The 15867-nt window shown below is 57.3% G+C and carries 25 protein-coding genes; 23 read left to right on the top strand and 2 right to left on the bottom strand.

Annotated elements, in window-relative coordinates; all coding sequences use genetic code 11:
• Positions 1-114: 114 nt before the first annotated feature.
• From QE408_RS03385 to QE408_RS03400, 4 genes are read left to right on the top strand one after another with little or no spacing between them, the layout of a single operon-like run.
• A complete protein-coding gene (locus QE408_RS03385; RefSeq protein WP_306928540.1) occupies positions 115-609 on the top strand; it encodes a hypothetical protein in 495 nt (164 codons plus the stop codon).
• Positions 606-833, top strand: a complete 228-nt coding sequence (locus tag QE408_RS03390) for a hypothetical protein (RefSeq protein ID WP_306928542.1) — start codon at positions 606-608, stop codon at positions 831-833. The genes QE408_RS03385 and QE408_RS03390 overlap by 4 nt, the downstream gene beginning before the upstream one ends.
• A complete protein-coding gene (locus QE408_RS03395; RefSeq protein ID WP_306928543.1) occupies positions 833-1165 on the top strand; it encodes a DUF2312 domain-containing protein in 333 nt (110 codons plus the stop codon). Before QE408_RS03390 ends, QE408_RS03395 begins: the two co-directional genes overlap by 1 nt.
• Complete coding sequence (locus QE408_RS03400; RefSeq protein WP_306928546.1) at positions 1162-2733, top strand: MT-A70 family methyltransferase; 1572 nt, start codon at positions 1162-1164, stop codon at positions 2731-2733. The genes QE408_RS03395 and QE408_RS03400 overlap by 4 nt, the downstream gene beginning before the upstream one ends.
• Before the next feature lie 53 nt (positions 2734-2786).
• On the opposite strand, the gene QE408_RS03405 is transcribed toward QE408_RS03400, so the two are convergent.
• Together QE408_RS03405 and QE408_RS03410 are read right to left on the bottom strand one after the other, a co-directional pair.
• A complete protein-coding gene (locus tag QE408_RS03405) occupies positions 2787-3212 on the bottom strand; it encodes a type II toxin-antitoxin system HicB family antitoxin (protein ID WP_306928547.1) in 426 nt (141 codons plus the stop codon).
• 54 nt (positions 3213-3266) lie between these two features.
• Positions 3267-3461 (bottom strand): hypothetical protein, encoded by a 195-nt coding sequence (locus QE408_RS03410; protein WP_306928550.1) that lies wholly within the window; start codon positions 3459-3461, stop codon positions 3267-3269.
• A 122-nt stretch (positions 3462-3583) separates the two neighbouring features.
• Between QE408_RS03410 and QE408_RS03415 the strand changes: the two genes are divergently transcribed.
• From QE408_RS03415 to QE408_RS03500, 19 genes are all read left to right on the top strand, one after another.
• Complete coding sequence (locus QE408_RS03415) at positions 3584-4150, top strand: hypothetical protein (protein ID WP_306928551.1); 567 nt, start codon at positions 3584-3586, stop codon at positions 4148-4150.
• Positions 4147-4440, top strand: a complete 294-nt coding sequence (locus QE408_RS03420; protein ID WP_113265448.1) for a hypothetical protein — start codon at positions 4147-4149, stop codon at positions 4438-4440. Before QE408_RS03415 ends, QE408_RS03420 begins: the two co-directional genes overlap by 4 nt.
• Complete coding sequence (locus QE408_RS03425) at positions 4437-5657, top strand: helix-turn-helix domain-containing protein (protein ID WP_306928554.1); 1221 nt, start codon at positions 4437-4439, stop codon at positions 5655-5657. The genes QE408_RS03420 and QE408_RS03425 overlap by 4 nt, the downstream gene beginning before the upstream one ends.
• A gap of 76 nt (positions 5658-5733) precedes the next feature.
• Positions 5734-6297, top strand: coding sequence for a transcription termination/antitermination protein NusG (nusG, locus tag QE408_RS03430; RefSeq protein ID WP_306928556.1), 564 nt, complete (start codon positions 5734-5736; stop codon positions 6295-6297).
• A 163-nt stretch (positions 6298-6460) separates the two neighbouring features.
• On the top strand, positions 6461-6769 hold the full coding sequence (locus tag QE408_RS22935) for an HNH endonuclease signature motif containing protein (RefSeq protein ID WP_113326214.1): 309 nt from the start codon (positions 6461-6463) through the stop codon (positions 6767-6769).
• Between the two features lie 83 nt (positions 6770-6852).
• Complete coding sequence (locus tag QE408_RS03435) at positions 6853-7329, top strand: AraC family transcriptional regulator (RefSeq protein WP_113265452.1); 477 nt, start codon at positions 6853-6855, stop codon at positions 7327-7329.
• Positions 7329-9047: a terminase large subunit gene (locus tag QE408_RS03440; protein WP_306928557.1), complete on the top strand. Its 1719-nt coding sequence runs from the start codon at positions 7329-7331 to the stop codon at positions 9045-9047. The genes QE408_RS03435 and QE408_RS03440 overlap by 1 nt, the downstream gene beginning before the upstream one ends.
• A complete protein-coding gene (locus QE408_RS03445; protein WP_306928559.1) occupies positions 9047-10318 on the top strand; it encodes a phage portal protein in 1272 nt (423 codons plus the stop codon). Before QE408_RS03440 ends, QE408_RS03445 begins: the two co-directional genes overlap by 1 nt.
• On the top strand, positions 10302-10901 hold the full coding sequence (locus QE408_RS03450) for an HK97 family phage prohead protease (protein ID WP_306928561.1): 600 nt from the start codon (positions 10302-10304) through the stop codon (positions 10899-10901). The genes QE408_RS03445 and QE408_RS03450 overlap by 17 nt, the downstream gene beginning before the upstream one ends.
• Positions 10902-10938: 37 nt before the next feature.
• Entirely contained in the window at positions 10939-12210 is a 1272-nt protein-coding gene (locus QE408_RS03455) for a phage major capsid protein (RefSeq protein ID WP_306928563.1), read from the top strand.
• 63 nt (positions 12211-12273) lie between these two features.
• Entirely contained in the window at positions 12274-12654 is a 381-nt protein-coding gene (locus QE408_RS03460; RefSeq protein WP_306928565.1) for a hypothetical protein, read from the top strand.
• Complete coding sequence (locus tag QE408_RS03465; protein ID WP_306928567.1) at positions 12654-13211, top strand: head-tail connector protein; 558 nt, start codon at positions 12654-12656, stop codon at positions 13209-13211. The genes QE408_RS03460 and QE408_RS03465 overlap by 1 nt, the downstream gene beginning before the upstream one ends.
• Positions 13211-13405: a hypothetical protein gene (locus tag QE408_RS03470; protein WP_306928568.1), complete on the top strand. Its 195-nt coding sequence runs from the start codon at positions 13211-13213 to the stop codon at positions 13403-13405. The genes QE408_RS03465 and QE408_RS03470 overlap by 1 nt, the downstream gene beginning before the upstream one ends.
• Complete coding sequence (locus QE408_RS03475; RefSeq protein WP_306928570.1) at positions 13398-13736, top strand: head-tail adaptor protein; 339 nt, start codon at positions 13398-13400, stop codon at positions 13734-13736. Before QE408_RS03470 ends, QE408_RS03475 begins: the two co-directional genes overlap by 8 nt.
• Complete coding sequence (locus QE408_RS03480; protein WP_306928572.1) at positions 13733-14149, top strand: HK97-gp10 family putative phage morphogenesis protein; 417 nt, start codon at positions 13733-13735, stop codon at positions 14147-14149. The genes QE408_RS03475 and QE408_RS03480 overlap by 4 nt, the downstream gene beginning before the upstream one ends.
• Entirely contained in the window at positions 14146-14568 is a 423-nt protein-coding gene (locus QE408_RS03485) for a DUF3168 domain-containing protein (RefSeq protein ID WP_306928574.1), read from the top strand. The genes QE408_RS03480 and QE408_RS03485 overlap by 4 nt, the downstream gene beginning before the upstream one ends.
• Positions 14569-14604: 36 nt before the next feature.
• Complete coding sequence (locus tag QE408_RS03490; protein ID WP_306928575.1) at positions 14605-15042, top strand: phage tail tube protein; 438 nt, start codon at positions 14605-14607, stop codon at positions 15040-15042.
• Positions 15042-15524 carry a gene transfer agent family protein gene (locus QE408_RS03495; RefSeq protein WP_306928577.1) on the top strand — a complete coding sequence of 161 codons (483 nt, stop codon included), beginning with the start codon at positions 15042-15044 and terminating at the stop codon, positions 15522-15524. The genes QE408_RS03490 and QE408_RS03495 overlap by 1 nt, the downstream gene beginning before the upstream one ends.
• Before the next feature lie 32 nt (positions 15525-15556).
• Positions 15557-15715: a hypothetical protein gene (locus QE408_RS03500; RefSeq protein WP_306928579.1), complete on the top strand. Its 159-nt coding sequence runs from the start codon at positions 15557-15559 to the stop codon at positions 15713-15715.
• Positions 15716-15867: the final 152 nt, after the last annotated feature.

Here is a 15867-nt window from a genome sequence, read left to right on the forward strand (position 1 = left end):
GCGGGCCTCCATAGGCATCTGACTCCCGCCCACATTCACAAATTTCGCTTCCGCGTTCGATGGGAATTTTTCGACAAATTTCCCATTGCGCTTCCGTTTGTCTGGAGCTTGGCAATGAAGAAAGAGCAATACCACCAGCAGCCCTGGTTCCGTCCAATCAAAGGGGCGCAACGTGATCTTATTGAGGCAGTCGGCGGGATAGACCGCGCCGCCCTTCTGCTGGGCCGATCAACCGCACAGGTTGGCCGCTTCAATGCCTGGAACGACCCTGACCTGATGTCGCAATGGGAAATCATCGTTCTTGAGGCCGATTTGGGTAGGCCAGTCGTTTCACGGACCATGGCTGTCCTGACGGGTGCGAGCGTTCTTGATCCTGCGGGCGAAGCGCGAGGGCGCGATTGCCTCCACGCCGGATCGGCAAAGCTTATGGCGGAACACGCAGACTTCTTCGCGGTCTATTCGGAGGCAGCAAGCGACGGAATTTTCTCGGATCGCGAAATGCTCGAAATGCTGCCGAAGGCGGAAGATGTTCGGCGTTCTGCTGATAACCTCGTTCAGAAAATCCACCGCCGATTGGCTAAGGCTCTATCGAAAGGCGGTGACGAATGAGCGCCGCCCCTTCTCTTTTCGAAACTCCCATTTCCGACCGCGACCGGGGCTTTCTCCGCCGCCTGTCCGATGCGATCGTCTGGCGCGAGATTTGCCGGGCCGAAGCGCCGTCCGCCGCACAGTGCATGCGCGCTGGCTTTGCTCGCCTGTCGGCGGATCGGCGCTTCGCGATTATCACCAGCAAAGGCCGTGATTACCTTCTCCAAGTGGCGAGGGTGCATTGATGGCTGGCGATTACGACCCTTACGCCATAGGCGGCAAACCCTCAGACGAAGGCCCACGCGAGCGCGTTGGCGCATCGGTCGGCGCGGGAACCTCTGCCGCGAATGAGCTTCGCGCGATCATCGAACGCATGGAGCGCCTTGCGGAAGAGAAGAGCGCCATCGGCGACGATGAAAAAGCGGAAATGGCGAACGCCAAGGCGCGCGGCTTCGACACGAAGGCCATTCGAAAGATCATCAAGCTTCGCAAGCAAGACCCTGCGCAGAGAACCAACGAACAAACGGTGCTGGAAACCTACATGGCGGCGCTGGGCATGCTGGAGGATGAGCAATGAGTGTCAACGGCCTTCCTCTTCCCGGCGAAGTCGGTCTTTCCATCGTTGCTGCGGCTGTTCGCGATGGTAAGTACCGCTGCGAGAAGCCCAATGAAGTTGTTGCGGCTTGCAAGGCTGTGGCGAACCGCTACCTCACGCGCGACCGTAAAGACGGCAACCTGTTCCGCCCCGGTGATAACGCAATCGAGTTGATTGACCGGGCGCGTGAGCTGGGCAAGCTCCCGCAGGCGGACGCGGTTGCAATTCCCGCCCGGAAAGTCGCCATCCTGCGCGATCCGCAGACAATCGATGCGGGCGACCGGCTGCGAGAACTGGACGAAAAGACAGTTCTTGCCCTGATGGATTCCTTCAAGAATCACGGGCAACAGTCTCCGATCATCGTCTACGGCAAGGAAACGGATGTAGCCGTTCGGCTGGGGGCTGGTGGGCACCGCTTGGAAACCTGCCGCCGCCTCGGCGTTCATGTTCTCTGCTTTCATAATGATGGCGACGAACTGGACCGGCAGCTTTGCGAGATTGACGAAAACCTGATCCGCGCTGATCTGACGCCGTCCGACCGGGCGTTGTTTCTGGCGCGGCGCAAGGAAATCTATCTCGTCAAGCACCCGGAAACGGCGGTTGGCGAAAATCAGCATACGAGGGTTCGCCAAATTGGCGAAGGCTCCGAAGCCAAACGATTTACCGCCGCAACGGCTGAGGCGACGGGTCAGAAAGAACGCACAGTTCAACGCGATATAGAGCGCGGCGAGAAGATTTCCGTAAAGGCATTGCAGATGCTACGCGGCACGCGTCACGACAAGGGTGTGACGCTGGACCAAATGAAACGCCTAGAAACCCACGAAGCGCAAGAGCGTTTCGCGCGTGGATTGATAGACGCCGATAAGGCGATTGCAGCCGAAAGCAAGGAAATCCGCACAATCCAGCAGGCCAGCAACCGTGAATCGCGGCTGCGCATGGTCAGTCTGATTGCAGAGCATGGCCGCAAGGGTGGCGAGGACATGCCGCGCGCCGCCTATCCCATTGGTTACGCCGATCCGCCTTGGGAGCAAGAGGCATGGAGTGACGAAACCGGTCAGGACAAGGGTCTACGTTATCCATCAATGACTGTGGATGCCATCAAGGCGCTCTGCGCTGGCGAGAAATCGCCATTCACGCGTGACGCGGTGTTGCTGCTTTGGGTGACCGCCAATCGCCTACCAGATGGCCTTGCGGTGCTTGAAGCGTGGGGCTTTCAGTTCGTGACATCCTTGGTGTGGGACAAGGTCAACATCGGCATGGGCCGCTGGTCCCGTGACCGTCACGAAAGCCTTTTGATCGGTAAGCGTGGCTCCCTCTCGCTTGCGCCTCTTATGGGAACGCAGCCGCCAAGCCTCTATTCCGAACCCAAGACAGAACATAGCCGAAAGCCTGTCTGGTATGCGGAACAGATTGACCGGCTTTGGCCGGACGTTCGAAAGCTGGAGCTTTTTCAACGCAAGGACAGTCTTGCGGAAGACGATGTTCGCCTGAACGGCACGTGGGATTTTTGGGGTAATCAGGCCGGAACGCCGGAAGGCGGTGTGAAGTGAATTGTCCTGCGGAAAACAGAAATGGGGCGACCCAGTTAAGGTCGCCCCACGTTTTATGCCGCGCGTTGGACGGAAACGGTGACTTCCATTCCCAACATTCGCAAAGCCTCCTGAAGTACGCCAATCTTGGTCGCTTGGTCCGGATCAAGAATTCTGCGTGCTTCCTTTTCATCCCTACCGATGCGTCGCGCCAACTCACTTTTGGAAATACCGGACGCCTTAAACGCCTGTATCACTCCCAGCTTGAGGGCAACATCTGCCTCGACAGAAACCGGCGTTCCTTTTGTGGAAACCGGTTCAGGAAGGTTGCCGCCTTCCTGAAGGATGCCACGAAGGGCGAGGCCAAGAGCTTCACGCGCATTGGTAAGCGCTTCTTCTCTGGTTTCGCCCGCCGTGATGGCTTCGGGCACATCTGCGAACGTCACAACGAAACCACCATCGGGATCGTCCTCGACACTCGCCATGTATTTGAAGAGCATGTGTTCCTCAGCTTCCTTTCCTTCGTGTTGCGTTTCGACTGGTGGGGCTTGGCATCAATCGATGCCAAGCTGCTTTTTGACCAGTCGCACATAAGTGGCTGTCAGTTCGCCGGATTTGATCGTTGTCATCTTACCGTTGAGCTTAACCCGGTAGTGCGAACCCTTTCCTTTGTCTTCGAAGATTTCCAAGTCCAGTTGCTTGTCTTTGGCGATCTTTCGAAGCTCTCGGATGAACTGTTCGCGCTTCATTTTCTCTCCTTTCCTGATTTCGATATTCGGACATTTTATTCCGAATTGCAAGACCAATCGGTAATAAATGTCCGAATTATTTTCGTCGGCGTTTTGCATCGGTCGGCGAAAGGTGCGGCTGAATGAAAACGCCAGCGCAGGCCGCACGTGAGCGCGAGAAACAAAAGGTAGCGCGCCTGGAGGACATCGTTCAGCGCGCCAAGGGCGACCGCTGGTCATTCGATGTTGACGGTAAGCAGACACATATCCTTTCGCTCCGTGCGACGGGCGAAAGCGTTGTCCTCTGCACGATCCATGACGAAGCCCTGCCCGACGAAATCGAGCTGATCAGCGGAGCGCTGGCAAACATCGTTCTGCTGCTGGAGCTGCGTCGCCGCGCAATCGCAGCTTTGAAAAGTGGCAGGGCATCGCAGCCGCAACAACCGCCACAGCAGCAGCGGCAAATGAGGGACGGTGATTTCGCGGCAAATGCGGCGATTCTCTGCGGACAGCCGCTTTTTCACCGGTTCCTAGAACGGCGCTCGCGTGACTGCGGTGCGATCCACAACAAGGACCACGCCGACATGGTCATGAAACAACTGATCGGCATTACCAGCAAGACACAACTGAACAAGGAAGAGCGAGCGCAGGCGGCGTTTATCGATCTGCGCTCTGACTTCGAGGTATGGAAAGAAAGGGGGCGAGCATGACGGGGATGCTGCCAATTATCGAGATATTGGAAGACTGCGAAACAGACGCGAAGCGGGCGCAATGGCTGCTTCATGTGCCGAGTTTCGTCTTTTATCGCAGTCAGGTTGATATCCGCCGCGTGTTGCGTGCGGCGGGTTTTATGCAAGGCGTTGAGCTTCTTGAACTGGAGCTTTCGCTCCTGCTTTCGACACGTGACAACGACGGACAGCCGCCCGCACAGATCGCCATGACCGTAAACGCCATGCGTGGCTTCATGCGGTCGCTAGTGCGGAAAGGTGGCCTGCAATGAGCGCAGAAGCCACTATCCGGCGCGGCGTGCGCAATGCGCGCTACACGACCGTTCCAAACCACGTTTTCGAGGACACGCGGCTTTCCATGGATGCGCGGTGGCTTCTTGGCTATCTGCTGTCGAAGCCGGACAACTGGACCATCGTCATCGGCGATATCATCAAGAAGGGCAATTGCGGGCGCGACAAGGCCCGCAAGATGCTGACGGAGCTTGTTGACTGCGGTTATGCGGAGCGCGAACAGACGCGCGACGAGGGCCGTTTCAGCGCAACGGCGCTGGTTATCTTCGATGAACCGCGCGCGGCATCCCATAGTAGCGGCGGCGAAAGTGTTGCATCTTTACCGCAGCCTGAAATGCCGTCGCCGGTAAAGCCGTCGCCGGTTTTGCCGTCGCCGGAAAAATCGGCACATAGTAATAACTCATATTTAGAAAATACTGATAATCAGCAAGAGGGAGATGCGCGCGAAGCTGATTTGAAGAATGAAGAAGACCCGAAAGCGGTAGCGCGGGCCTTCAAGCGTTGGTACGGGGATTGGCCGACGCGGAAAGTGGACAGCGCCTATGCTGCCGAAAAGGCGTGGTTCCTGCTGACACCGGAACAGCGCGCCGAATGCATCGCCAAATCGCCCACCTACATCGAACGGGCCAACGCCACGAAGGGCGTCAAAGTCCCTTGGGCCGGGCCGTACCTGACGGGCCGGGATTGGGAGAAGCTGGACGATCCTAAGTCCGATGTGGCCGCCCCTGTGGTGCATGGGCCTTACACACGCGCCTGGCACGCCGGACGATGCGCCGAACTGCTCAAGCCTATTTCGCAGACCTTGCCGCAGCTCCCCGGCATGCTCCGACAGATTGTCGATAAGGGTGGCGAAGAAGCCGAACGCATTCTTGCGGATCGCCGCCGCAAGTACGGTTGGCCGAAGGTCAGCACGATGGACGAGCGTGCAGGCGACCGTAAAGGCGCAACAGTACCGCCTCAAGTCTTCCGGGTTTCGGAAGACTTCGACACCACCAGACGCGACAGCGAACTAGCGGCAGCATGGCGGCAGTTCTTCGATAAGCAGGGCTTACCGTTTCCGGCAGTGCCGCATGGCGTTGACTGGCTGTTCTTCCCACCGGTGCCAGCCGAAGTCACCGACTTGGATATGGCGGTTGTGGAAGCGTGGGCGCAATTCGAGCAACAGATAACCGAGGGGCGGACAGATGATGCAGCATAGGTTCAACGATATCTCCCGCCACGTCTCATTGAAGGGGCTTATGAAGCTGGACAGGATCGCGACAGAGGCCGCGCAGGTGGCGCGCGAACGCGAATCGGCAAGCAAGGCAGCAGCGGATGCGCACGGTGATTCTAGCTGGATCATCGTGCAGGTTGCTTTCGGTCGTGAGAACGCTGTGGAAAAAGAGCTGCTGGAAGCCGGTATCGAAGCATGTGTGCCGATGCGAATGGGGCCGGAACGGAAGCGCAACAGGAAGCGCATTCCCCCGTCGCTGATGCCGGTCTTTAACGGGCTAGTGTTCGTGTTCTGCCGACGCATTGGCGAGGCTATGCGAGGTATCTTGAGCTTCGAACACGTCAAGAAGATCGTGATGCACGCTGAAAGGGCAGTACCGTTCTCTGAGGATGCCATCAACAAATTCAAGGACATGGCGCGGAGCGGCGAATACGATTGGGACCGTAACGCAGGCACGTTCAACAAGGGCGACAAGGTCCGCATTACCAGCGGGCCGTTCGTTGGATACGAAGTTCGCATTGAAGCCTTTGCAGGTGCAGGCAATGGCGATGCGGTCGTAAGCATTCCCATTTTCGGAAAGCCCGAGGTCTTTAACATGCCCCTTGTCACGCTTGAGAAAGTGTGAGTACAAGATGCGCATGGTCGATCCGGTTCTTAGTGGCGGTTGCGCTCGCGCCCGGACCCAGCCCTGACAGTCTCTCTCGAATGAGACACCGATTCAGGGTCAGTGCTACTGCTATGAGATTTCTAAGGCGACCCTAACCCGGTCGCCTTTTTGCATTGAGGATATGAGCAAGCTTTCCTCTTTCCCTTCGCGGCTCGGCAGATTGCCGGATCGCATCGGCTCCCCGCCTAAGAGAGTGGAGAGCTTCTATCAGTCAGTGCAATGGCGCGATCTGATCAAGTCTATCAAGCGACAGCGGGGCAACAAGTGTCAGCGCTGCGGTGCTACGGGTCTCATCATCGGTGATCATATCCATGAGCGTAAGGACGGCGGCGCTTCGCTCGATCCTTCGAACATTGAACTGATGTGTCAGCCTTGTCACAACACGAAGACGGCTAAAGCCCGAAGGGCAAGAGCATCAGGCATCACCTGACCCGCAAAGGGGGGGTGGGTTCGATCTTCAAACGGCCGACCGGCCTATCACCGCCGTCCCTCTCATGCGGAGATTTTTTTCTGATGGATCAGAATTTCGACCTGTTCGGGACGCCGATTCCCGATGGGCAGGGCAAGCGTGGGCGGCCCTCCCATATTGCCACTTTGGAAAACATCAATCGCGTCAAGATGTTACTGGCTTTCGGCTGGAGCAACGAGCGCATTGCCGGGGCGATGAAGATTTCGCAGCCCACTTTGAGGAAGAATTATTTTCAGGTGCTTGGGCAGCGCTCGATTGCGCGTGATCAGATGGAGGCGGCTCGCGCACTGAAGCTTTGGGAGCTTGCCATGGGCGGCAATATCGGTGCGTTCAAGGAATTGTCCCGCGTCATCGAAAAGAACGACGCCATGGTGGCCCAGCGTGATTTTCGAGGCGACGACGCCGAAGAGCCGAAGCCCGATAAGGTCGGGAAAAAGGAACAGGCCCGCATTGCCGCAGAGGAGGCGGAACAGAGTGATGCCTGGGGTGACGATCTTCAATTCCGAGGCCGGATGAACTGATGGCGGCTCTCAGTTCGGCGGCGAAGGTGGAGCGTGATTGGTCTACTGCCTGCCCCGACTGGAAAGAGCGGATCACTCAACGCAAGCCACTGATACCCGACCTCCCGCTTTACAATCTGGAGGCGGAAAAAGCGCTTAGGGTTTTCAAGCGTCTTCGGGTGCCCGATGTCATCGGGCAACCCACCTATGGCGAAGCCTGCGACGAATGGGTTTTCGATCTCGTCAGGGCAATCTTTGGATCGTTCGATCTTGAAACGAAGCGGCGAATGATCCGTGAATTCTTCCTGTTGGTTCCCAAGAAGAACGGCAAGAGTTCCATAGCCGCTGCGATCATCGTTACTGCTGCCATCCTCAACATGAGGCCAGAGGCGGAATTGCTGCTGATCGCGCCGACGAAGAAGATTGCGGAGATCGCATTCCGGCAGGCGCTCGGCATCATCAAGCTCGACAAGCAGTTGACGGACCTCTTTCATCCGCAAGTGCATCAGAAGACGATCACGCACCGCACTTCCGGTGCCATCATCGTCATCAAGGCAGCGGAAGCGGACGTTATCACTGGTAGCAAAGCGACGTTCATCCTGATCGATGAATTGCACGTCTTTGCGCAGAAGCCGAAGGCTGCGGACCTCATGACGGAAATTCGCGGTTCGCTTGCCGCGCGTCCTGATGGCTTCCTGTTGATCATCACCACGCAATCGAAAGCGCCACCAGCGGGCGTCTTCAAATCCGAATTGGATATTGCCCGGCAGGTCCGCGACGGAAACCTGAAACGCTCGCTCCTGCCGGTTCTCTACGAGTTGCCTTTCGAGGTGGCGAATGACAACGGCTGGCGCGATCCGAAGACGTGGGGAATGGTCAATCCCAATCTTAACAGGTCGGTGGATGAAGCATTCCTTTTGGATGAACTTGCAGCCGCCGAGGAAAAGGGGCTGTCCGACCTTCTGCTTTTTGCGTCCCAGCACCTGAATGTCGAAGTGGGGCAATCTCTTGGGGGTTGGCGCGGTTCGCATTTCTGGAAGCCGCAGGCTTTGCCGAAGCTTGTCAGCCTCGAATACCTTCTTGAGCAATCCGAAGTGGCAACGGTCGGCATTGACGGCGGTGGCCTGGATGACCTTCTTGGGCTTGCTGTACTCGGGCGGCATAAACTCACGCAAGACTGGCTCTGCTGGGTTCATGCCTGGTGTCAAAGGGATGTTCTTAATCTGCGCAAGGACATCGCATCCAGCCTGACCGACGCTGAGAAAGAAGGGTCGCTCACGTTCTGCGACGATGCCACGGCAGATATCGTGGGCGTGGTGGAGATCTGCAAACGGGTTCGCGATGCAGGGCTTTTGCCGGACGAGTACGGTATCGGCCTCGATCCTCAAGGCGTGGGGGCAATGGTTGATGAACTGGCACGCTATGGCATTGGCCGACCGTTAGTCACGTCAGTGCCGCAGGGCTTCCGGTTGTCGTCGGCTGTATGGAGTCTTGAACGCAAGCTGAAAGATAGAACCTTCTGGCATGGCGGGCAGGGCTTGATGACGTTCTGTGTGGGTAACGCCAAGGCAGAGCAGCGCGGTAATGCAGTCCTGATCACAAAGGAAACGGCGGGCAAAGCGAAAATCGATCCACTTTGCGCGCTTTTCAACGCAATCAAATTGATGGAAGTCGGCCCGGTCGCTGCTGCCCCGGTCGCTTCGCCGTGGGATGACCCCGAATTTACAATGGTGGCCTGATGAGTTCCAAAAAGAAGAAGGAAAAGCGGGCTGCCTCATTGGAGTCGCAGTCTGTCCCCGTCAGCTCTGAGAACTTCATGGAGTTTTTCGGCGTCGGCGGAATGGGCGGCAGTTTGCCGTCAGTCACAATCGAGAGCGCCTTGAAAGTGCCTGCGGTACAGGCTGCAGTATTGTTTCTCAGTCGCACACTCGCCTCTCTTCCTTTGCATGTTTATCGGACGCAGAAGGAAGGTCCGGTTCGCCTAGGCGGTAAGTTGGCGGCTGTTATTGAGGAAAACCCAAACGACGAAATGGATACGTCAAAGTTTCGTCGTTACTTCTGGGAGCAAGTTTTCACCGGCGGGCGCGGCCTAGCCTGGATTGAGCGTAAGGGCGCAAGCCTGGAAGCCATCTGGCCAATTGATCCGGGGTCTTGTTCGGTTGTTCGTCGCGGTGGCAAACTTTTCTACAAGTTTGACGGCAAGGAATACCCTTCGTCAGACGTGATCGATATCCCGTTCATGCTGAAGCGGAACATGGTCAATCATCGTGGGCCGGTGGCGATGGCTGAAAAAGCCATTCAGCTTGCATTAGCGATGAATGACTATGCATCGAATTTCTTTGCAGGTGGGGGTGTTCCACCTCTGGCGCTGGAAGGTCCATTGCCTGCCAACGCCGACGCAATGAAACGAGCGCGTGGCGACGTGAAGAGGGCGGTTGACGCAGCAAGAAACGATAACTTGCCGCTCATTCAGCTTCCGGCTGGCTACAAGATCACGCAGGTTGGCTATGACCCCGAAAAGGGGCAAATGACCGAAGCTCGGCTCTATCAGGTGCAAGAGATTGCCCGCGCCTGGCAGATACCGCCAAACTTCCTTCAGGACCTTTCCCGCGCCACGTTTTCGAATGTGGAGCAAAACGACCTGCACCTGGTCAAACACATCATCAGTCAGTGGGCTATCGCTTTCGAGAGTGAGTGCAATCTGAAAATCTTCGGCAGGTTCTCAAACAACCGATACATCCGGCATAATCTAGACGGCCTGATGCGCGGCGATTATCTCAGCCGCCTTCGCGCTCTTGCTGCTGGTGTGAACGCCGCCCTTCTTACACCGAACGAGGCTCGCGAAATCGAGGGCCGTCCGAAGAACAGCGATCCCGCTGCTGACCGCCTACATATTCAAAGCGGGACGGTTCCCATCGGCACCAACAGTGCAGCGCTGGGCCATAACGGCGGTCCACCGCTTGATGACGATAACGACAACAAGCAGGTGGACCATGACAAGCAAGACTGAGCGCGAGACCCGCGCCCTGATCAGCCCGGTTGAAACCCGGTCTGACGGAAAGAAAATGACCGTCGCGGGATACGCTGCGGTCTTCGGGCAGGAAACCGACATTGCGCAAGAGTTCATAGAAATTATCGAGCCCGGCGCATTCACCCGATCATTAACCCGAAACGATGTGCTGGCACTCTACCAGCACAACCCCGGCCAAATCCTAGGAAGAAAGTCAAGCGGAACGCTTCGCATGAGCGAAGACTCCGAAGGGCTCTCGGTGGAAATCGACCTGCCCGACACGTCGCACGGTCGCGATGTGCGAGAGTTGATCACCCGTGGCGACATATCCGGCATGTCGTTCGGCTTCTGGGTGCCGGATACCTATTCCGAAAAATGGGATTTTACGGTTGAGCCGCCGCGCCGCCGCATCCTCAACGTCGAACTTTACGAAGTTTCCATCGTGGCAAACCCAGCCTACGCCGGAACCTCTGTCGCTCTGCGGTCGCGGGACTATGCCCGCGCCGCCTCTGAGACCCGATCCACTCTTCCGGCGCGACGCCTGCGGATGAAGCTCGGCATGGACCTCGCGCTGCGAAAGTAGCGCTGCCTTTTCCCTTCCCACATCACTGGAGATATTGATGTCGCAGAAATTGAAAGAACTGCGTGACAAGCAGGCGCGCATTGTAACGGAAGCTCGCGAACGCCTGGATGGCATCGCTGAGAATACGGAAGAAACCCGCGCAAAGGAACTTGAGGGCCAGCATGACGCCGCAATGGCGGAATACGACAGGCTGGAAGGCCTGATTAAAAGGGAAGAGAGCCTTGCTGCTCTCGAGAAGCGTGAGGACGAGCGCCGTGCCTCTATGCGGCCCCTGCGCGATACACCTGAATATCGTGCAGACGACGAACCGAAAGACGGGAAAATCGAGTATCGCAGCGTCTTTGCCAAGATCGTGTGCGGTGGCGATCCATCCGAGTTGACTACCGAGGAAAGGGCCGTCCTTCGCAACGGCGCTACGAAATTCGAAGCCCGCACGCAGGTTGCGGGTTCTGCGGCTGCTGGCGGATATACCGTTCCAAAAGAGCTTGCGAACGAGATCATCAAATCCCTGAAGGCATGGGGACCTCTTTACGACGAAAATATTTGTACAGTCATCACCACTCCGGGCGGCAACCCGATGACGGTCCCGACTGTCGATGATACTGGCAAGGAGGCCGCAGCTAAGGCGGAAGGCGATCCCATCGCCGACGATAACAGCGGCGATGTCGAGTTCGGTCAAAAGATGCTCGATGCGTTCGTGTACTCGACGCCATTCGTGAAGTGGTCATTCGAGCTCGATGCGGACTCGATCTTCAATATGGAGCAATTGCTCGGCGCGCTCATTGGCGAACGGCTGGGCCGCATCGGCAACCGTCAGCTCACCGTAGGAACGGGCAACTCCGCGCCGAACGGTGTGCTTACGGCTTCCAGCCTGGGCCTTACGACCGCGACCGCTTCGGCCTTCACTTGGGACAATGTGATGGACCTGGAGCATTCCATCGATCCGGCTTACCGCGCATCGCCGAAGTGCCGCTACATGTTCCATGACAAGACTTTGGTCATCGCCCGAAAGCTGAAGGACGGGCAGGGTAACTATCTCTGGCAGCAGGGCGATGTTCAGAAGGGTATTCCGACGAGCTTCAACGGTCGTCCGTACTCGATCAACCAGCATATGCCCGAGATCGCCGCCAACACGCGTTTCATGCTGTTCGGCGACTTCTCCAAATACTTTGTCCGAAAGGTCGGCGCGCCGGTCATCGGCGTCCTTCGTGAGCGCTTCTGGCCGCAGGTCGGTATTGCCGGTCTCATCCGTTTCGATGGCGAATTGGGCGACACCGCAGCCATCAAGCACATGAAGACTTCCGCATAATCTTCGGCTTTGCGGAGCGGGCGCGATTAGGCGCCCGCTAACAAAACCGATGGAGGCTACGACATGAAAATCAAGATACTTACAGGCTTGGCGGGTGCGGATTTTTCGTTTGCTCCCGGCGACACACCGGAATTTCCTGACAAGGAGGCGAAGCGCCTCATCAAGGCCGGTATCGCGGAAGAGTTCACGCCTGACGAGACGGAGGACAGCCTTAAGAAGCTGACCGGGGAAAATGCCAAGCTGCTCGAAGAGCTGGCCGTGATGAAAGCTCGCGCTGAAGCGGCGGAAGCTTCTCTCGCTCCACTTCAGGCGGAGCTTGCGGAGGCTAAAACCAGCGCCGAAACGAATGCTTCGGCTCTTGTGGCCTGCGATACCGATCGCGAGGACCTGCGCAAAAAGGTCGCCGATCTGACTGAGGCCTTGGCAAAATCAGGGGGCGCTTGATGTGGTACGCCGCGACATCGGAAGCGAAAGAGCCGAATGCGTTAGCGGTCGCTCTCGCGGAGGTAAAGGCGCGGCTGCTCATCAACCATGAGGACGACGACGACGACCTGACGGCGATGATCCGTGAGGCGACGGCGTATGTTGAGACCTATTGCAACATTCGCCTGCTGCCCCAAACATTGACCTGCGAATGCGACGGGTGGCGGGATTTTAGTCGGCTCCCCGATGGCCCTATTTCGGCGAACGCCGTTACGGTCATCAATTATGTTGACGGTTCTGGCGCTGCGCAGACGCTCAGCACTGACGCCTATCGCGTGTTGCATGACGGGCTTGAGGCGCAGATTGCTCCGAAGGCTGGAAAAGTCTGGCCTGTGGCTCATTATGCGGAGCGGATTAAGCTCACAATAGATGCTGGCTACGTCGATGCAGTCCCCTGCGAGGTTCGGGCTGCGATACTTCTGCGCGTTGCAACAAGTTATCAAAATCGAGAGAACGTGACCGCCGCGCCGTGGACCGAATTCGATTCTCTGCTTGTCAATTTTAGAAGGGGTGCGTGATGGCCCACGTGCGGTTTACAGAGAGCTTTGATTACCGCATCCCTGGTGCGGCTGGTGCTGCTACAACGGCCTACCCGGCAGGATGGGTTGGAACCGTGAAACGCGATTGTGCCAACAAGGCTATTGCAGCGAAAAAAGCCGTGGCGGTGAACCCGCCGCGTGGATCGGCGGCAGAGGTTGAATCCGATGGTTAAAGCCGGAAGCTTACGTGAGCGCGTCGTCCTCGAAAAGCGTGAGAAAACCGATGACGGCGCAGGTAACAAGCAATCTGATTTTCAGAAGCAATTCGAGCGACGAGCGGCATTTATCTATTCTCGCGGGTCGGAGGCGGTTAACGGCGACGGATTGACCGGTCAAGCGTCTTTTAAAGTTAAACTGCGCAAAGACAGTCAAACCACGTTGATCACGACCGCTTGGCAAGTGCGCGATGCACGGCGCGGGACGGTGTATGCTATCCGCGAAGCTGATGTGGTGACGCAGAATGATGCTGTCTTTCTGACGGTGGTTAGTGGGGTGGCGTCGTGAAAATCATCGGACTTGAAAAGATGCGTCGCCGCCTCGAGCGAATACCGGCAGAAATCCGCAAGCAGGCAAAAGCCGAACTGGTGTTGCAGGCCCGCGAGACCAACATGCTGCAAAGGTCGCTCGCTCCAAAAGACGATTTGACCCTTGCTGGCACAATTCGTTCTTCGGCGCTTCCAGATCCTCAGATCGGTGTCGTCATTCAGGCCGGTGGACCAGCGACGACGAAGCCGGTTCGGGACACTGAAAAAGGTAACTCGCCTGAATATGATTATGCGCTTGCGCAAGAGTTCGGAACGGAAGAGATGCCGCCAAATCCATTCTTCTATCCCGCGATCTATGCCACGAAAAAGAAGGCGAAGCGGCGAGTGCGGGCGGCGGTTCGGCGGGGGCTGAAGACGGCGGGGAAGACATGAGCGACCCCGGCCTTGCTATTCAAATCGCGCTTGTGGCGCGGATCGGTGCGCTATCGGCAGAGCTGGGTGGTCGTGTCTATGACGATGTTCCGCCTGAAGCAGACCGCGAAAGCGAGACTGGCGCGGCGTTCCCATACGTTTCTCTTGGTGACGGCGGACGCGTTCCAATTGATGAGGAATGTTTCGACCGCTCAACCACGACTTTCTACGTCAATGTTTGGTCACGGGCAGTCGGCTTTCCCGAAGTCAAGCGCATAGCCGGGGCGCTCAGCGACGGCTTGCACGAGAAACCCCTAGAAATTGAGGGGCATGTTCTCGACGGATTGCGTGTCGAGGGCGTGAGATACCTCCGCGAACCGGACGGCGTAACGCGTCGTGCGCGGCTTGAAGTCTCGGCCGATACCCAGCCGAAACCCTAACCCTTCCTCTTCATCATCCATCATTGGAGGTTCGTCATGGCGACGACTAAGAAACTATTGACGCAATTCGGCGACGGGGCGACGCCGGAAAATTTTGCCCATTCCTGCACGATCAACACCTCGCAGGATTTTACAATCGAGGCCACGACGACGGACGCGACGGAACCAAACTGCGCGGCACCAGATGCCCCTGGCTGGGTTCTTCGCTCGGTCGATACGCTTTCGGCCAGCATTAACGGCGCAGGCACAATGGACCCTGAAAGCTTCGCGAAATTGCGCGATAAGCAGCTGTCCGGCGAACCCATCAATACGCGCGTCTTGCTCGACCTACCGAAGGCCAAGGGCGGCGGCTGGTATGCTGGGCGTTTCATCATCACTTCACTGGGTATTGCAAAAGAAGGTAAGGGCTACGTGTCCAGTACCATCGCTTTGCAGTCTGACGGCGAAGTGAAGTGGGTTGCGGCGGCAAACTAATGGCGCAAACAATTCAGCTTCCCTTGGGCGGTAAGTTGCGCGACTTTCGCCTTGACCTCGGTGGACTGGAAGAGCTTCAGTCCGCCTGCGATGCCGGACCTGCCACCATCTTCGCGCGGCTTATGGCAGTGCAGCCGCAGGCCGCGAACACGAAGCGGCCGAACCCGGACAATTACGGTTCGGGTGTCGAAGACCCGGACTTTGTGGCTGACTTCAACACCTACGCGCTGTTGCGCGGGATTGGCGGAGACTGGCGCATTGCCGATGTCCGCGAAACGATCCGTCTCGGCCTGATCGGGGGCGGCATGACCCCCGGCGATGCGTTTGTGAACGTGTCGGTGTATGTCGATAACGTCGAGAAATTTCCCCTCACAGAGAATGTCGGATTAGCGGCTGCAATCTTGCATCACGCACTGACCGCGCCGAAGGGCGAAGAGGTGGGAAAGTTGGAGACCGGGAAAGTACAGACGTCGACCGTCTGATTTTCTCGGTCTTCTTCGGTCTCGGCGTCGTCATGGGTGTGACACCCAAAGACGTGCGCAGCATGATGCTATGGGAATTTGCCGCTTGCGCCGATGGCTTCGCAAAAGCCAACGGCGCGGAAGAGAAAGTTGAAGCCCCTAGCTATGAAGAGCATCTTGCGATGTTGCAGAAGCTCACCCATCGGTCGTGATGATCTCACGGCCGATGAGCAGAAGAACTACCCCTACTAGTGAGAGGACACCAAGCAGGACGAGCAAATCGAAGTTTGGAGTAAAATTATACTCCGGGCTTCCCGCAGCCTGTAGTCGCTTTTGAAAGGCGTTCAATTCCGGTTGATGCAAA

The sequence above is a fragment of the Agrobacterium larrymoorei genome (assembly GCF_030819275.1).
In the GTDB taxonomy this organism is placed as follows: domain Bacteria; phylum Pseudomonadota; class Alphaproteobacteria; order Rhizobiales; family Rhizobiaceae; genus Agrobacterium; species Agrobacterium larrymoorei_B.

What these genes read in the sequence shown, in the direction of transcription:
- QE408_RS03385 (WP_306928540.1), top strand. Translation starts at nt 115, where the DNA reads ATGAAGAAAGAGCAATACCACCAGCAGCCCTGGTTCCGTCCAATCAAA.
- QE408_RS03390 (WP_306928542.1), top strand. Translation starts at nt 606, where the DNA reads ATGAGCGCCGCCCCTTCTCTTTTCGAAACTCCCATTTCCGACCGCGAC.
- QE408_RS03395 (WP_306928543.1), top strand. Translation starts at nt 833, where the DNA reads ATGGCTGGCGATTACGACCCTTACGCCATAGGCGGCAAACCCTCAGAC.
- QE408_RS03400 (WP_306928546.1), top strand. Translation starts at nt 1,162, where the DNA reads ATGAGTGTCAACGGCCTTCCTCTTCCCGGCGAAGTCGGTCTTTCCATC.
- QE408_RS03405 (WP_306928547.1), bottom strand. Translation starts at nt 3,212, where the DNA reads ATGCTCTTCAAATACATGGCGAGTGTCGAGGACGATCCCGATGGTGGT.
- QE408_RS03410 (WP_306928550.1), bottom strand. Translation starts at nt 3,461, where the DNA reads ATGAAGCGCGAACAGTTCATCCGAGAGCTTCGAAAGATCGCCAAAGAC.
- QE408_RS03415 (WP_306928551.1), top strand. Translation starts at nt 3,584, where the DNA reads ATGAAAACGCCAGCGCAGGCCGCACGTGAGCGCGAGAAACAAAAGGTA.
- QE408_RS03420 (WP_113265448.1), top strand. Translation starts at nt 4,147, where the DNA reads ATGACGGGGATGCTGCCAATTATCGAGATATTGGAAGACTGCGAAACA.
- QE408_RS03425 (WP_306928554.1), top strand. Translation starts at nt 4,437, where the DNA reads ATGAGCGCAGAAGCCACTATCCGGCGCGGCGTGCGCAATGCGCGCTAC.
- QE408_RS22935 (WP_113326214.1), top strand. Translation starts at nt 6,461, where the DNA reads ATGAGCAAGCTTTCCTCTTTCCCTTCGCGGCTCGGCAGATTGCCGGAT.
- QE408_RS03435 (WP_113265452.1), top strand. Translation starts at nt 6,853, where the DNA reads ATGGATCAGAATTTCGACCTGTTCGGGACGCCGATTCCCGATGGGCAG.
- QE408_RS03440 (WP_306928557.1), top strand. Translation starts at nt 7,329, where the DNA reads ATGGCGGCTCTCAGTTCGGCGGCGAAGGTGGAGCGTGATTGGTCTACT.
- QE408_RS03445 (WP_306928559.1), top strand. Translation starts at nt 9,047, where the DNA reads ATGAGTTCCAAAAAGAAGAAGGAAAAGCGGGCTGCCTCATTGGAGTCG.
- QE408_RS03450 (WP_306928561.1), top strand. Translation starts at nt 10,302, where the DNA reads ATGACAAGCAAGACTGAGCGCGAGACCCGCGCCCTGATCAGCCCGGTT.
- QE408_RS03455 (WP_306928563.1), top strand. Translation starts at nt 10,939, where the DNA reads ATGTCGCAGAAATTGAAAGAACTGCGTGACAAGCAGGCGCGCATTGTA.
- QE408_RS03460 (WP_306928565.1), top strand. Translation starts at nt 12,274, where the DNA reads ATGAAAATCAAGATACTTACAGGCTTGGCGGGTGCGGATTTTTCGTTT.
- QE408_RS03465 (WP_306928567.1), top strand. Translation starts at nt 12,654, where the DNA reads ATGTGGTACGCCGCGACATCGGAAGCGAAAGAGCCGAATGCGTTAGCG.
- QE408_RS03470 (WP_306928568.1), top strand. Translation starts at nt 13,211, where the DNA reads ATGGCCCACGTGCGGTTTACAGAGAGCTTTGATTACCGCATCCCTGGT.
- QE408_RS03475 (WP_306928570.1), top strand. Translation starts at nt 13,398, where the DNA reads ATGGTTAAAGCCGGAAGCTTACGTGAGCGCGTCGTCCTCGAAAAGCGT.
- QE408_RS03485 (WP_306928574.1), top strand. Translation starts at nt 14,146, where the DNA reads ATGAGCGACCCCGGCCTTGCTATTCAAATCGCGCTTGTGGCGCGGATC.
- QE408_RS03490 (WP_306928575.1), top strand. Translation starts at nt 14,605, where the DNA reads ATGGCGACGACTAAGAAACTATTGACGCAATTCGGCGACGGGGCGACG.
- QE408_RS03495 (WP_306928577.1), top strand. Translation starts at nt 15,042, where the DNA reads ATGGCGCAAACAATTCAGCTTCCCTTGGGCGGTAAGTTGCGCGACTTT.
- QE408_RS03500 (WP_306928579.1), top strand. Translation starts at nt 15,557, where the DNA reads ATGGGTGTGACACCCAAAGACGTGCGCAGCATGATGCTATGGGAATTT.